The organism is Chryseobacterium sp. CT-SW4 (assembly GCF_048572715.1).
Lineage (GTDB): Bacteria > Bacteroidota > Bacteroidia > Flavobacteriales > Weeksellaceae > Chryseobacterium.
The window spans coordinates 998,673-1,014,167 of the sequence record NZ_CP183840.1; the positions used below are offsets into that span (position 1 = coordinate 998,673).

Consider the following 15,495-nt stretch of genomic DNA (forward strand, 5'->3'; position numbering starts at 1 on the left):
CCTAAAGTCCGGATTTGTAAACCTGATGGAGATAAACTGACCGCAAATTGGCAGGAAGCAAGCCTAGGAGGTCTTCCCTGTTCTTATCTCCATGAAAGTTCGCGGAGTGATCCAAAGAGTAAATAAAAATATTGTCGATGGCGTTTTTTAAAGAAGAATTTGCTTCCTCATAGACCTGTCCGATTATTTTTAAATTCTCTTCGATTTGCTTGTTGTCGTTTTGATCTATGAGCCATCGCATATGATTAGTGAAAGCCTCGATCATTTCGTAAGGACTTTTTTCTGTGTGATCTGCTGAATTTTGGATTTCAGGAAGGGATAAAAGCATTTTCTTAAGGGATTGGTTTTGATTCATAAGTAAAGATTTGTTAAGATCAATCCAATGGAATACCATTACCTGTATTTTATTTTTAAGTATTTGTAAATTAAATTTTTATGGTTTTTTGTGTTGTGTTTTCAATAATAATTTGCTATCATTTTGAGGAGGTTATTATCAAATTGAAACGGATCATAAAAAAATCCCTGAGCTGACTCAGGGATTTTCATCTGTGTGTGTGTTTTTACCTTCTTGCGTTATGCGTTAGAATTTGCCATTATTATTCTGCCACTGGCTTTGTGGCGGAGTCATCTCCAAAACATCCCAGTGTTCCACGATCTTATTGTTTTCTAATCTGAATAAGTCATAAACAACTGCAGGCTCATTTTCATAAGTGATGTTTGATCCTACCAGGACGAAGTTTCCTTCTGCCCATACCTTTTTTACTTCCAGTATGTCATATCTGGCCAGGATGGATGCTCCATTTTGTAGTCCCTGTATTCCGTCAGCTATCCAGGGATTATGCTGAATATATTGAGTGGAGGAAATATAATTTTCCAATACTGAGAAATCACCTCCGATAAGAACATCATTTACAAACCCTTTTACAATAGCTCTGTTGCTTTCGGTTTTATTAAGATCTTTTACCTGCGTTGCTCCATCAATCATCGAATGGTTGCTTGGATTAAGAGGCTGTTCTTCCTGTAAGTTGTCCCAGTGTTCCACAATGGTATTATTACTGTCAAAGCGAAAAGCATCAAATGCAATGAAAGTCTGCCCGAAAAGATTTTCATATTTGGTATGCAGGAATACGATATTATTTTCCTTATCCTCAAAAGTTCGGGACGTGATAACCTTCAAATTACTGCCTTTCAGAGAATTGAGTAAAGCTATAAAACTGTCTCTGCCATCCGCAGCATCAAGATTATGCTGAATGTAAGTGGTCGCATTGATGTACTTATTGGCAATACTGACATCCCCGGTTTCCAAACTTTTCAGAACCAATTGAGCTTTTTCTTTTCTGCTGGGCTCCTGAGTGACCGTATGATCATCATTGGAACAGCTGACAAACAGAAATCCCAATCCTAAAATGAAAATAAGCTTTTGTAATGAAATCATTTGTGTTGTTTTTTTAATAAATTTTGTATTGTGATGTTTTTTTTACATTACAAAGATGAGATAATAGGAAAAAGCAGGAAAGGTTAAAAATAGACAATAAAAGGTAAAAATGGGACAGTTGTCATTTCTTATAAGAAGAAGGAGTAGTTCCTGTATTTTTTTTGAAATACTTAATAAGATTGGTAGGCTCATTGAAATTAAGGGAATAAGCGATTTCTTTTACACTTAATTTTTCATACAGCAGCAAACGTTTTATTTCTATAACTGTACGGTTGTCAATAAATTCCTTAGCTGTTTTTTGAATGATGGATTGGGTAATTCTATTAAGGGTTTTGGGAGTTACAGCCATTAGGGATGCATAAAAATCAACACTTCTCTCCTTAGAAAAGTGACGCTCCAGCAATTGCTTAAAAAGATAGTATTGAGACAAGTAATGATTGTTGACGATTTGAGTGCTGGATTTCTGTTTTTGCCTTTCTCCATAAATTAAAAATAAGCTTACAAACTTTTGGAGACTTTCTTCCCGAGCAAAAGAATCAGGTGAAGATATCTCATTTTTCAATAGGCTTATCAGCTGAAGCATTTGGGAAAAAGTTTCCGGATCGGGCTTCACCAAAGCATTGGAAATAGTAGTATCAAATATCGTGGACTGATGGAGGAAAGCCAGGTCATTTGCCTGCTTTTGAAAAAAATGCTCCATAAAAAGAAGCATATATCCTTTATAGTGAGGATGATTCTGATATTCCTGGATTTGGCCCGGAGCAATAAATAAAATACTTCCTTTTTCCAGATGATATTCCTTAAAGTCCACAAAATGCTTACCACTTCCTTCCGTGATGATGAATACCAGATAAAAATGTAATCTTTCCGTTTTTCCGAAATAAGTAAAAGAAGCAAGGGTTTTCATTAAGGTATCCAGTTCCAGCACCTCACATTCGTAAGGTGCTTTCGATTGATTGAACTTGAGATTTTTTATATTCTTTTTCAATACCGGATAGATAAATGATAGGATAGCTAGCGTTAAATTAAGCAAAAAAAATAAATAATAAGTCAGAAAAGCTTTCAATAAGGTCAGGAGTCCTGAAAAATACTGAAACTTAATATAAACTTTAAATGTTTTTATTTTTTATATCAAACCTTATCTTTGCAATTCAAAATAACAAGATGTTTTCAAAAATTACAGTACACAGAGTCGGAAATAAAATTAATGGAGAATCATTAATCCTTTCACAGGAAGAGCTAATATTGGATGAAGGAATGCAGGAGCTGCTGGAAAACTATTTCCTGGGAACATTCAAATCTGAAGAAAGCTTCCAGTTTTATAGTGATTCCTACCTGGTGAACAATCCTGTTTATAGCTCGGTTTCTGAAATTTTTGAAGATAAATCCAAGTTCATGTGGGAGTCGGAAAATATAGCCAAGCATCTCTATGAAGTGGCAGAAAATCCCAGAGTGCAGGGAGGAGAACTCTTCATTGTGTATTTTGAAGGCGAAGAGACTGATGCCGGGAAAATTGACTCTATCGGGATCTTTAAAACAGAAAAAAGAGAATCCTTTTTGAAAATATTCCCTCAGAATGAAACCTTTGAAATCGAAAAAGATCAGGGAATAGGATTATCCAAAATTGATAAAGCTGCCTTGATTTATAATAACAATAAAGAAAGCGGCTATGTACTTTCCGTGGTGGATAACAATAAAAACGGAGATCTGTATTATTGGTTCGAAGACTTTTTAAAAGTAAAGCAGAGGGATGATGAATATTTCCATACCCAGGAAACATTAATGGTGTATAAAGATTTTATCACCCAGCAGCTTCCCCAGGAGTTTGAAGTTTCCAAGGCGGATCAGGCGGATTTTTTAAATAAATCGATCAACTTTTTTAAAGAAAAGGAACAATTTGATTTTGAAGAATTTACCAATGAAGTATTGGAAGACAAAAATGTCATTGAAAGCTTTGTTAATTTTAAAACGGATTATGAGCAGGACATGCAGGTCAATATATCCGAAGAATTTCCTATTAATACCTCAGCGGTAAAGAAGCAGCAAAGGCATTTTAAAAGTATTATCAAGCTGGATAAAAACTTTCATATTTACATACATGGTGACCGGAAGATGATAGACCAGGGACAGGATGAAAAAGGGAAGTTCTATATCTTATATTTTGATAAAGAAGTTTAAACCAACGAAAGTACTGAGGCTGAAATAATCGGTGTTGTCAGACAGTATTGAAGATTATTCAACCTCAGGATATTCATATTTTATTTATTTTTTCTGAAAAACAGAGCCCGGCTGTACTCGTAATTCATTCTTGCGATATTTAATACAGAGATTCCCTGCGGGCATTCCACTTCGCAGGCTTCCGTATTGGAGCAGTGCCCGAATAGTTCTTCATCCATTTGGGTAACCATATTAATTACACGCTCACTTCTTTCCTCTTTGCCCTGAGGCAGTAATGCCATATGGGTAACTTTTGCAGAAGTGAATAAGGCGGCACTGGCATTTTTACAGGTCGCTACACACGCACCACAGCCAATGCAGGCTGCAGAATCAAAAGCTTCCTCTGCCAGTTGATGAGTGACGGCAATAGAGCTTGCATCCGGAGCCTGCCCTGTATTGACCGAAACAAAACCTCCTGAAGCGATAATCCTGTCCAATGCGGAACGGTCCACTTTAAGATCTTTTTTTACCGGAAAAGCTTCGGCCCGGAAAGGTTCTATAGTAAGTGTTTCACCGTCTTTAAAGGAACGGAGGTGAAGCTGGCACGTTGTAGTATGCTGTAACGGTCCATGAGCCAGTCCGTTGATCATCATTCCACACTGTCCGCAGATTCCTTCCCGGCAGTCATGATCAAACTCTACCGGTTCTTTTCCTTCTACGATCAGTTTTTCATTAAGCGTATCCAGCATTTCAAGAAAGGACATATGAGAATTCAGATCCTTCAGGTCATACTGCTCAAATTTACCTTCTGATTGTCGGTCTTTTTGTCTCCATATTTTAAGATGTAAATCCATATCTTCTGTGTTTTATTTGTAACTGCGTACAGTGGGTTGTATTTCTTCAAAAATTAAAGGTTCCTTCACCAGTTCCGGCTGGTTGTTTTCACCGGTCCAGCTCCACGCAGAGATGAATTGGAACTCCTCATCATTTCTAAGAGCTTCCCCGTCGGGAGTCTGAAATTCCTCACGGAAATGGGCACCGCATGATTCGTTTCTGGTAAGGGCATCATAGCACATCAATTCTCCTATTTCAAAATAATCAGCTACACGTCCCGCTTTTTCGAGTTCTACATTCATTGCATTTCCCTGACCCGAAATACGGACATGGGTATAAAATTCCTGCTTTAGCTTTCTTATTTCTTCAATGGCATATTTTAATCCTTCTTCATTCCGTGCCAGTCCACAATAATCATAGAGAAGTTTACCCAAGGTTTTATGATAATGATCTACGGTTTTATCTCCATTGATATTCATCAATCCCTGAATCTGGTCCTTTACCTCCTGTTCGGCTTTGTCAAACTCTGGACTTTCGGGAGATATTTTTCCGGTGTGAATCTCGTTGGATAAGTAATTGGCAATCGTATAAGGCGCAATAAAATAACCGTCTACCGAAGCCTGTAATAAAGAATTGGCTCCCAGCCTGTTCGCTCCGTGATCAGCAAAATTGGCTTCTCCTAGGGCAAAGAGTCCCGGAACGGTGGTCATTAATTCATAATCTACCCATAATCCTCCCATCGAAAAGTGGGCGGATGGTGAAATCATCATAGGCTCGTTATATGCATTGTAACCTGTGATTTTCAGATACATATCGAAAAGGTTTCCGTATTTCTCCTGGATTTTTTCTTTTCCCTGTTCTTTTATGGCACGCGAAAAGTCCAGATATACGGCATTTTTCAGAGGACCAATTCCAAAGCCTGCGTCGATTCTTTCTTTAGCGGCCCTGGAGGAAATATCCCTTGGTGCCAGATTCCCGAATGCCGGGTATCTTCTTTCAAGATAATAATCTCTTTCCTCTTCCGGAATATCGTTGGGTGGGCGGGTTTCGTCCTTGTTTAAGGGAACCCATATTCTTCCGTCATTTCTCAGGGATTCGGACATTAATGTTAATTTAGACTGGTAATCCCCTGATTGAGGTAATGAAGTAGGGTGGATCTGGATCCAGCTTGGAGATGCCATCAAAGCACCTTTTTTGTGAGCTCTCCATATGGCGGAACCGTTGCAGCCCATTGCCAATGTGGAAAGATAATATATTTTTCCATATCCTCCGGTGGCCAAAACCACGGCATGGGCGGCATGGCGCTCAATTTCTCCGGTATCAAGGTTCCGTACGATGATTCCTCTTGCTTTCCCGTCTACCACAACGAGGTCAAGCATTTCGTGGCGTGAAAACAGTTCTACCGTTTTCTTGCCGACCTGCCTCATAAGGGCCTGATAAGCACCTAAAAGTAATTGCTGGCCTGTCTGTCCCCGTGCATAGAAAGTCCGGCTTACCTGTACACCTCCGAAAGACCGGTTATTAAGATAACCTCCGTATTCTCTTCCGAATGGCACCCCTTGGGCAACAGCCTGGTCGATCAGGTTTAAAGAACATTCAGCCATTCTGTATACATTGGCTTCACGTGCCCTGAAATCCCCGCCTTTAAGGGTATCTACAAACATTCTGTAAACGCTGTCACCATCATTTTTATAGTTTTTAGCAGCATTTACCCCACCCTGTGCAGCCACGGAATGAGCTCTTCTGGGACTATCCTGAAAGCAAAATGCTTTAACATTATAACCCATTTCTCCTAGTGAAGCAGCCACTGAGCTTCCTGCCAGACCGGTTCCTACGACAATAACATCCAGTTTTTTACGGTTGGCAGGATTTACAAGCTTTGCTGTTTTTTTATAATTGGTCCATTTTTCTTCCAAAGGACCGTTGGGAATTTTAGAATCTAAAATCATCATGAGTCATTTTTAATTAGCTGTAAAAAATACATAGATGGGCATCAAGGCAAATCCGACACTGATAATGATGGAATAAGCAATGCCAAAATTTTTAACCCATTTCACAAACTTAGGATGATAAAGCCCTAAAGTCCGGGCTGCACTATGTATTCCATGGATAAGGTGATAGCACAATGCCACCATGGATAGAACGTAAATAATTACATACCACCATTCTTTAAAAACGGTTACCACCAGGATATAAAGATCTTTATTTCCGTTTTGGTCCAGCGGAAGGCTGCCGAATTTATAGATATACCAGAAATTTTGAAAATGAATAACCAGGAAAATTAAAATTAAAGTACCTAATATTCCCATATTTCGGGTGTACCATTTACTGGCTCTTCCTCTCTTGTCCTTCTGATAGTGTGCTCCTGCTTTCTTATTTTTCAGTGTAATGACTAGACCGTCTAAAGCATGTATGATAATACTAGCATACAAAACATACGATACGATCTTAATAAGAACATTTCCTGATAAAAAATGAGAATACGCATTGAACTGTAAATGTGCTTCTTCCTGAGGAAGGAAAAGCTGGAGATTTCCCAGGAAATGGATTAAAAGAAAAAAACTGAGAAAAAGCCCCGTGAGACACATCAATAATTTTCTTGTTAATGTTGACAGCATATGTTTTTATTTAATAATTAATAATATCCTAAGATTTTCATCCAAAGGCCCCCTACCACCATATAGATGACTAGCAGGACAATTCCTATTTCCAGACCACGTAGCCACCATGCTTTAAGATCAACATATCCGCTTCCGAAGAATACAGGAGCCGGTCCGTGTCCGTAATGGGTGAGAACTCCGTAAACAGATCCCATAAAACCAAGCATCATGGCCAATAGCATAGGAGGAATACCTAAAGAAACCCCTACACTCAGTAAGGCCGCATACATGGCTGCCACGTGTGCCGTAGCACTGGCAAAAATATAGTGACTGAAGAAGTAGACCAGTATGATCACAGGAAATGCGGTCTGCCAGCTTAATCCTCCGATTTTAGCTTTAATTAAATCACTGAACCATCCTATAAAACCAAGCTCATTGAGTGAACTTGCCATCATGACCAGTACGGCAAACCAGACAATCGTGTCCCAGGCTCCTTTTTCAGCTTTTACATCTTCCCATGTTAAAACTGAGGTAAGCAGCAATAAGGTAAGTCCTATGAAGGCAGTGGTTGTAGCATCTATGGAAAGAGTTCCTCCGAAGATCCATAAAGCCAGCAGGATGAAAAAAGCGAAAAGCATCAGCCATTCATGACGGGAGATAGGCCCCATTTCTTTTAATTTCTGAGCTGCCATTTTAGGAGCATCTCCTGTCTTTTTAAGTTCAGGCGGATATAATTTATACAGTACCAGCGGAACTACAAAAAAGGCAACGGCACCGGGAAGAAAACCCGCTGCAGCCCATGACATCCAGGTGATATCAATCCCAAGATTGGCAGCGAACTTCTGACACATCGGATTACTTGCTGTTCCGGTTAAGAACATGGATGATGCGATCAGGTTCATGTAATAACTGTTTAAAGTAAGGAATGATCCGAGTTTTCTATGGGTTTCGGGCTTATCCGGAACGGAATCAAAGCTGATGGCCATAGATTTCATAATTGGGTAAATAATACCACCACCTCTGGCGGTATTACTTGGAATGGCAGGGGCCAGGCAGACATCTGCAAGCCCCAGTCCGTATGCTAATCCCAAAGAACTTTTACCAAAAATTCTTATAAAAAGAAAAGCAATACGGTTTCCAAGCCCGGTTTTTATAAATCCCCGGGCTATAAAGAAAGAAATTCCGATTAACCAAATTACTTTATCTCCAAATCCCGTAAGGGATTTGGTAATGGATTTACCTGCATCACCCGGGGCTAATACCTGAGTGAGTGCTGTGAATCCTATAGCCATCATACACATGGTTCCCATGGGAGCAGCTTTAAGAATAATTCCTAAAATAGTGGCTGCGAAAATGGCAAATAAGTGCCACGCATCCGGAGAAACTCCCTGAGGGGTAGGAATAAACCATAACACAAGCGCAAAGGCAAAGGTGATGGCTATATTTTTAATATTAATTTCTTTCATGGCAAATATGATTGATTATTAAAATCTACTTTGTACTTGAATGATAAATAAGTTGTTGTTGTACTGGTTGGTATTTTCAATCTGATGTTTATAACGGTCAAACTGTACTCCCAGCTGGATTCTCGCTCCGTAATTCTTTAGAAACTCCAATCCGAACATCGGGGTAACGGTTTGTCTTGGATTGGAATTCAGTCTGAAACTGGTATCTATATACTCGTAACGGCAGGACAGCTCAAAAGCACTCAGGTTTTTGTGATTGACCTCATACCTTAGGTTTGGAAGAAAATAAATACCCCGGATTAAATAGTCATCCGGATTGGATGTTCTTTGTTCCGGATCAATGGAGTAATATAAAGTGTGGTTGGTAGCCTGTTTTGCTTCCAGCTGCATATCCAGGCTCCATTTCGGGTTGAAATGAACCAGAGAGCTGAGGTCAACACCCAGGGCATACACTTTTTTGCTGTATACTTCTCCTATACCTCCGTTTAATCCTAAGTTTAAAGACGTTTTTTTATCCAGTCCAAAAACAAGCCGGGTAGAATAATGTTTTCCGTTATCATTATCATTAACCTGGTTTTTTCCGTTTCCATTCACGATGGAAACAGCATACTGGAACGGCATATTACCTAACTTCAGGTCTCCGGTAGCGGATATCCCGATCTGGAAGCTTGTCCATCCCAGTTTTCCGAATTCCGTGTATTGATTGGACCAGTCCAAAGATTTGATAATGTCAATAGGATAGGTTTCTTCAATACCGAACCATGGTCTGAACTGTCCCACGGTAATGGCGAGCTTAGGATTAAAAGTATATTTTAAATAAGCATTTTCCAGAACTCTGGTCTTAGGATCATTTTTAAAATCCGCTAAGTTGGCAAGAGCTACTACTTCCGCCCGTTTGCTGATCTGTGCCCGAACCTGAATCCTCATGTATTTAAGCATGAAATTGTTGTCGGTTTCAGTGCCATCGGAGTGGTGAAGCCCGTTCACATCAACATCTTTTGAAAAGCCTACCAGGTAACGTGCCTGAAACAAACCTTTGATCTGAAGCTGAGGATATTTTATATTTTCTTCCTGTTGTTGTTTTGGCTCACCTAAAAGCAAAGAGTCAAGGATCTGGCCGTTCATTGTAAAAGACAGGAGTAAACCCAACAAGGAGATACTTCTTTTTTTAATTGAAAAAAAGGACATAATATGGATATTAGTGAATAAATATAAGAGGGGTTAAATACCTAAAAATTTAAATGGTTTGCTTTCTTTGAAGTCTTTATTGGCTTTACCATTATAAGTCTGGAAATTATCAAGACTTAATTTCATAACTTTTCCCTTAGGGCTTAAGTCGAAGTCTTTAAGATTAACCCAAAACGTATTAGGAGTAAATACGGTTTCAAAATAATACACTAAATTTTTTTGATCAGATACGGCACGCCATCTTGTAGATGAGATATTCGGTTCGGTCTCGGACGAAATTCCGTAAGGTACAGAGCAGTTTCTGATCACACTGAATACGCTGGCTACTGCTGTACGGGGATCACTGGTTTGCGGGATCGCATTGATATAGTAGGAAGCACGCACAAAACGGTCTGCAGCACGGTTGGTTCCCGGAAGCATTACCGTTCCCGGAATTCCCTGCCAATATCTGTTGAGAGCAAGCTGCTCTTCAAATATCGGAGAATTGGTCATTACCGTATAAGAAGGATCGTGGTGAACCACCAGTTTACCATTGATATACTCAAAAACGGCATTGTCACCTGAAGCATCGGAAATGGAAAGGTGTACGGTTGCAAATCTTTCCGTTCCCGGAATATTATCGCTTACAATGATAAAAGGATCGGTTTTCATATGATCAACCGCTTCTTTTACAGTAGCAAAATTGTCAAGAAAATACTGGGCCCATAAAGAAATGGCAAGCCCTTTTTCTTTTCCTTTAGGATCGAATTTCGGGTATTGGGATTCTCCCAGCCATAAAAGATTGGTAACAAGCCCTTTTTCATTCATTCCGTCAGAAGCTGAAATATCCCAGCTGGAAGTTATTAAACTGCCGTATTTGGAAGTCCATTTAATAGAAAGGGGACCCACTTCACCATCTCTTTGAATTCCGCGGGGGAAAACCCATAAATTACCTGGAATTTCATCTTTCCAGTCCATAGAGCGGGCTGTGATAACGGTGTTGTCCGGTCCTTTGTAAACAACTCGGGTACAGGCTTCGGAAGTATTCCAGGCGCCTATAAGAAGGACGAGTAAAAGAAAAATAATGGGGAACTTTTTCATAATATAAATAGTTTATTGTTTGAATAAATATAATTTTTAATCTGCTTGATTTGTGTGTGTTATATAGAACCTATGGAAATTTTTAGTTTTATTCGGTCTAATTGTGAGATAAAATTAATAAAATTTGTTTAATTAACAGGATTTTTTAAAATATTAAAGTGGATTTCTGTTTATAATCATAAATTGAATTATCTTTAAAAAATTCATTATATTTGAGAGATATTAGAATTATATGAATTTTGTTGAGTGTCATGAAGAGCCCATCCATATTCCCGGGCATATACAAAGTTTTGGCTATCTGATTGGCATTCATGCTGAATCTCATAGTATCAATTTTTTTAGTGAAAATATAGGAATACTTTTTAATATAGGAAATAGCGAAGACCTTTTTAACAAAAAGATTAGTGATTTTCCCCAACATTTTCAAAGTATTCTCGAATCTGAAATTTATTTACAGGTTGACCGGTATCTTAAAAGGGAGCATGAAGCTTATTTTGATAAGATCACCATTAATGGAAAAAAATATCATTTTTCCGTTTTCCGGCAGGATGATTCCATTTTTCTGGAATTTGAAGAAGTTCTGCATAACCCCCATAAATATATTAGCAATAAGTACGACAGTATTTATATGATCGATAATGCCCAGGAAATCTGGGACCAGCTTCTTAGTACCCTGACCAAAATCGTTAACTATGACCGTATGATGGTCTATCAGTTTATGAATGACGGTTCGGGAAAAGTAATTGCTGAAAAAATAAAAGGTGATATTGAAAGCTATCTGGGATTACATTATCCGGAGCATGATATCCCTAAGCAGGCAAGGGCACTTTATTTACTTAAAAGAAAAAGGATTTTCAGTAATGTCTACGAGAATCCGGTGCCTCTGCTCAGTAAAACAAAAGAGCATGTCGATCTTACCTATACAGCTTCCCGGAGTATGTCTCCAATCCATGGGCAATATCTTAAAAATACCGGTGCTGCTTCCAGTTTTAGTGTTTCCATTATTATTGATGATAAGCTTTGGGGTCTGGTAACCTGTCAGAACAGTACACCCCGTCATATTGACCTTGAAGACAGGGTTCAGGCGGGAATCCTAACAGCATTGGCTTCCAATGCCTATTCTTCCTTTAAATCGAAAAAAGAACTGGAATACCGTGTACAGTTGGGAGCTAAAACTACAGCATTGAAATCAAAGTTTCTTAAGCATAAAACTTTATTTGATTCCCTTTTGGAAAATATAGAAGAGATCAGACATCTCCCGGAAGCTGACGGTCTCGCTATTGTGTCCAAAGAATCTATTATTACTGCAGGTGCTACACCGGAACTGTCCGTTATTGAAGGAATAGTTTCCTGGGCAACAGGTTCCTTATCTGAAGAAATTTATATCAACAACAGTTTTTTAAAAGACTATGAAGATCTTCTGGATATAAATAAAAAAGCGGCAGGAGTTGTTATTTATAATATAGAAAAGGAAGAAAGGGAAATGCTGATCTGGTTCAGGAAAGAATTTGATGAGCATATCCGCTGGGCCGGAAAACCCGAAAAAAACATAGAGCTGGTTTCTCAAAACGGAGAACAAAAGAGAATGATCTCTCCACGGACATCCTTTGAAGTATTTAAAGAAGATATTAAAGGAAACTCAAAAAGATGGAGTTCCCGCGATATCATGGCAATCCGTGCTGTCCGTAATATTATTCTGGAAACCTCTCATAAACAATATAATATTATTAAAGAGCTGAATGATCAGCTTCAGAAAGTAAATGAAGAGCTGGATAGCTTTTCCTATACCATTTCCCATGATCTGGGAACTCCTTTGACGGTCATGAAACTGAATGCGCAAATGTTGCTTTCAGGGCTGGATAATACGGAGAAAAACCGGAATAAACTTAACGCTATCATTGAGGAGATTGATAATATGGCAGAGATGATGCATGATGTGCTCCAGCTTAGCCGTGCCAAATACAGCAGTATTGAGCTGGAAAGTCTTGCGACCTTAAGGACCATTGAAAAGATTTCTGAAAATGCGATGATTACTTATGAAACTCCCCGCAGTGAAATTGTTATCCGGGAATGCCCTGATGTGCTGGGTGACAAAACGATGCTCCATCAGGTTTTCTTAAATATAATCAACAACGCGGTTAAATACTCATCCCAGCATGAATCTCCAAAAGTAGAAATTTGGGGAACCGAAGAAGGGGATAAGATTGTCTACTGTATTTCGGATAACGGGATCGGAATTGCTGAAGAAGACAAGCATAAAATGTTTAAAATATTCAGCAGGATGGATAATGCCAAGAAGTTTAAAGGAAACGGAGTGGGCTTATCCATTGTACACAGAATAATGAAAAGAATAGGGGGGAATGTGGATTATGAAAGCGATCATAACGGAACATGTTTTATCCTGACCTTTAGAAAACCTTAAATATGATAATTTAAATTGAAAATATGATATCCGAATATCTTAAACAAAATACATCCGAATTTCATGATGCAGCTGAAAAATTGTTTAATTCCGAAAAGATCTTTAACAAAACCTTTAGTCTTGAGGATTACAGAAAGATTATTTCTACCAACTATCTTATGTTATTGAACTCGGAGGAGAAAATATTTAATAGTTTTTCCGGGGAAATTTCGGAGGAGCTGCAATTGGATCAAAGAAGAAAGCTTCATCTCATTGAAAAAGATGTAGAAAGTTTATCAATGAGCAGCAGGGAAGCGTCTCATGATCTTCAGGTGGATAACCGTCATGAAGCACTGGGAATGTTATATGTAATTGAAGGCTCCACTTTAGGAGGAAATGTGATTGCCAAACAGCTTTCAAAAACGGAGGGATTTGATGGGGTAACCTTTAATTTTTTCGGATGTTATCAGGAAAATACCGGTTCTATGTGGAAGAGCTTTAAAGAAATACTGGATCGGGAAGTGGCGGAAGAAAATTATGAACATGTTTTAACCGGAGCTAAAAAATTATATACCTTTTTGCTGAATGTGAATTAATTCTTTTTGCAAGACCTTAATTGTTTATTTCAGAAGGAATTATATTTTTCTAAAAATTGCCTAATTTTTCAGGAATTAGTACATTTGGGAATCAAATTTCAACCAGATATAAAAAAAATATTCTAATAAAATAATTTAAAAAAAAGTAAATATGAAAGTAACTGTAGTAGGAGCGGGAGCGGTAGGAGCAAGCTGTGCTGAGTATATCGCCATGAAGAACTTCTGTTCGGAAGTAGTTTTAGTAGACATTAAAGAAGGTTTTGCAGAAGGTAAAGCAATGGATTTGATGCAGACAGCATCATTGAACGGATTTGATACTAACATTACAGGAACAACAGGGGATTACAGCAAGACTGCTGGTTCTCATGTAGCTGTGATTACTTCCGGAATTCCAAGAAAACCGGGAATGACGAGAGAAGAATTGATCGGTATTAACGCTGGAATCGTAAAAGATGTTACTGAAAACTTAGTGAAACATTCTCCTGAGGTAATTATCATTGTTGTGTCTAACCCTATGGATACAATGGCTTATCTGGTTCATAAAACTTCAGGACTTCCGAAAAACAGAATTATCGGAATGGGTGGAGCGCTGGACTCTGCAAGATTTAAATACAGATTGGCTGAAGCATTGGAAGCCCCGATTTCTGATGTGGACGGTATGGTAATCGCTGCTCACAGTGATACGGGAATGCTTCCATTATTGAGCAAAGCTACAAGAAACGGAGTTCCTGTAACTGAATTTTTAAATGAAGAAAAACAAAACTATGTAATTGAAGAAACTAAAGTAGGAGGAGCTACTCTTACCAAGCTATTAGGAACTTCTGCATGGTATGCACCGGGAGCTGCAGTTTCTGTAATGGTTCAGGCTATTGCCTGCGATCAGAAAAAAATGATTCCTTGCTCTTTAATGCTTGACGGTGAATATGGAGAAAGCGATATCTGCTTAGGAGTTCCTGCTATTATCGGAGCAAACGGAGTAGAGAAAATCGTAGACATTCCTTTAACGGATGCAGAAAAAGCAAAATTTGCTGAAGCTGCTAAAGCAGTAAGAGATGTAAACGGAGATTTAAAGTTTTAATCAACAAACATGATATAAGAAAAACGCGCCTTAAAAGGCGCGTTTTTTATTGTTCTGGCATTTCATTAAGGAACGGATCTTTAGAAGAGGGAGTCTGGGGAATTTGAAACAGTAAAATAGTGGCCCACAGCTGTAAGCCCGTTTGTGTAATATTAATAATTCCTGAAATTGTATTGTATCTCAGTTCAGATAAAATTACAGGGATCCCGAATACTCCTGAAATTAATAAAAACAAAAGAATATATTTGGACCATTCAGTCCCTTTGCTGATGAGGTACCCCAGCCCGAAAATGACGCCTAATACTACAATGGCAATAAATAAGGCAAATCCCGAATTGAATTTTTCAAAATCCAATATCATAATGGCAATTCCCATCGCTCCGGACAGGTAGATAAGATGAGCTGCTTTAGAATAATACGGATGAATGGTTCTTATTTCTCCATTTCTTTTATCTGCTTTTAATAGACTGATCCGTTCCTCCTCTTCAGGGGTGAGTTCTCTTCCTCTGGACTGTAATATCTCGGAAGCATAAATAATAGCTTCAGGAATAAAACGACTGTCAGGCTGTATGTATTTTTCAAGCTCATGACTTGATAGTTTTTCCAGGATATTTTTATTTACACTCATTTAACTTTATGCTATTATAAAATATTGCAAAT

The 15,495-nt window shown here is 38.5% G+C and carries 14 protein-coding genes; 4 read left to right on the forward strand and 10 right to left on the reverse strand.

All coding sequences use genetic code 11. The features are described 5' to 3' along the window. Nucleotide 1: 1 nt before the first annotated feature. The 3 genes from ABJ974_RS04415 to ABJ974_RS04425 all read right to left on the reverse strand — a co-directional run bounded on the left by ABJ974_RS04415 (nt 2) and on the right by ABJ974_RS04425 (nt 2,423). Complete coding sequence (locus tag ABJ974_RS04415) at nt 2-394, reverse strand: DUF7674 family protein (RefSeq protein WP_419870176.1); 393 nt, start codon at nt 392-394, stop codon at nt 2-4. A gap of 186 nt (nt 395-580) precedes the next feature. Continuing rightward, nucleotides 581-1,435 carry a nuclear transport factor 2 family protein gene (locus tag ABJ974_RS04420; protein WP_419870177.1) on the reverse strand — a complete coding sequence of 285 codons (855 nt, stop codon included), beginning with the start codon at nt 1,433-1,435 and terminating at the stop codon, nt 581-583. A 121-nt stretch (nt 1,436-1,556) separates the two neighbouring features. Then, nucleotides 1,557-2,423 carry an AraC family transcriptional regulator gene (locus ABJ974_RS04425; RefSeq protein WP_419870178.1) on the reverse strand — a complete coding sequence of 289 codons (867 nt, stop codon included), beginning with the start codon at nt 2,421-2,423 and terminating at the stop codon, nt 1,557-1,559. A 176-nt stretch (nt 2,424-2,599) separates the two neighbouring features. Here ABJ974_RS04425 and ABJ974_RS04430 point away from each other — a divergent pair, with 176 nt between their 5' ends. Beyond that, nucleotides 2,600-3,613 (forward strand): nucleoid-associated protein, encoded by a 1,014-nt coding sequence (locus tag ABJ974_RS04430; protein ID WP_419870179.1) that lies wholly within the window; start codon nt 2,600-2,602, stop codon nt 3,611-3,613. Between the two features lie 80 nt (nt 3,614-3,693). On the opposite strand, the gene ABJ974_RS04435 is transcribed toward ABJ974_RS04430, so the two are convergent. Genes ABJ974_RS04435 through ABJ974_RS04460 form a run of 6 tightly spaced genes read right to left on the reverse strand, consistent with a single transcriptional unit; the run spans nt 3,694 to nt 10,760 of the window. Further along, nucleotides 3,694-4,446 carry a succinate dehydrogenase/fumarate reductase iron-sulfur subunit gene (locus ABJ974_RS04435; RefSeq protein WP_419870180.1) on the reverse strand — a complete coding sequence of 251 codons (753 nt, stop codon included), beginning with the start codon at nt 4,444-4,446 and terminating at the stop codon, nt 3,694-3,696. Between the two features lie 12 nt (nt 4,447-4,458). Further along, nucleotides 4,459-6,375, reverse strand: coding sequence for a fumarate reductase/succinate dehydrogenase flavoprotein subunit (locus tag ABJ974_RS04440; RefSeq protein ID WP_419870945.1), 1,917 nt, complete (start codon nt 6,373-6,375; stop codon nt 4,459-4,461). Nucleotides 6,376-6,387: 12 nt separating this feature from the next. Beyond that, nucleotides 6,388-7,044, reverse strand: a complete 657-nt coding sequence (locus ABJ974_RS04445; protein ID WP_419870181.1) for a succinate dehydrogenase cytochrome b subunit — start codon at nt 7,042-7,044, stop codon at nt 6,388-6,390. Between the two features lie 17 nt (nt 7,045-7,061). Further along, a complete protein-coding gene (locus ABJ974_RS04450; protein WP_419870182.1) occupies nt 7,062-8,492 on the reverse strand; it encodes an anion permease in 1,431 nt (476 codons plus the stop codon). 18 nt (nt 8,493-8,510) lie between these two features. Next, complete coding sequence (locus ABJ974_RS04455; protein ID WP_419870183.1) at nt 8,511-9,680, reverse strand: porin; 1,170 nt, start codon at nt 9,678-9,680, stop codon at nt 8,511-8,513. A 33-nt stretch (nt 9,681-9,713) separates the two neighbouring features. After that, nucleotides 9,714-10,760: a linear amide C-N hydrolase gene (locus ABJ974_RS04460; protein WP_419870184.1), complete on the reverse strand. Its 1,047-nt coding sequence runs from the start codon at nt 10,758-10,760 to the stop codon at nt 9,714-9,716. A 232-nt stretch (nt 10,761-10,992) separates the two neighbouring features. Between ABJ974_RS04460 and ABJ974_RS04465 the strand changes: the two genes are divergently transcribed. The 3 genes from ABJ974_RS04465 to ABJ974_RS04475 all read left to right on the forward strand — a co-directional run bounded on the left by ABJ974_RS04465 (nt 10,993) and on the right by ABJ974_RS04475 (nt 14,835). Then, entirely contained in the window at nt 10,993-13,182 is a 2,190-nt protein-coding gene (locus tag ABJ974_RS04465; protein WP_419870185.1) for an ATP-binding protein, read from the forward strand. A gap of 23 nt (nt 13,183-13,205) precedes the next feature. Further along, on the forward strand, nt 13,206-13,757 hold the full coding sequence (locus ABJ974_RS04470; protein WP_419870186.1) for a biliverdin-producing heme oxygenase: 552 nt from the start codon (nt 13,206-13,208) through the stop codon (nt 13,755-13,757). Nucleotides 13,758-13,908: 151 nt separating this feature from the next. Then, the gene (locus ABJ974_RS04475) at nt 13,909-14,835 is read left to right on the forward strand and encodes a malate dehydrogenase (protein WP_419870187.1); all 927 of its coding nucleotides are present in this window, start codon (nt 13,909-13,911) and stop codon (nt 14,833-14,835) included. A 46-nt stretch (nt 14,836-14,881) separates the two neighbouring features. On the opposite strand, the gene ABJ974_RS04480 is transcribed toward ABJ974_RS04475, so the two are convergent. Continuing rightward, nucleotides 14,882-15,463 carry an energy-coupling factor transporter transmembrane component T family protein gene (locus ABJ974_RS04480; protein WP_419870188.1) on the reverse strand — a complete coding sequence of 194 codons (582 nt, stop codon included), beginning with the start codon at nt 15,461-15,463 and terminating at the stop codon, nt 14,882-14,884. Nucleotides 15,464-15,495 lie beyond the last annotated feature (32 nt).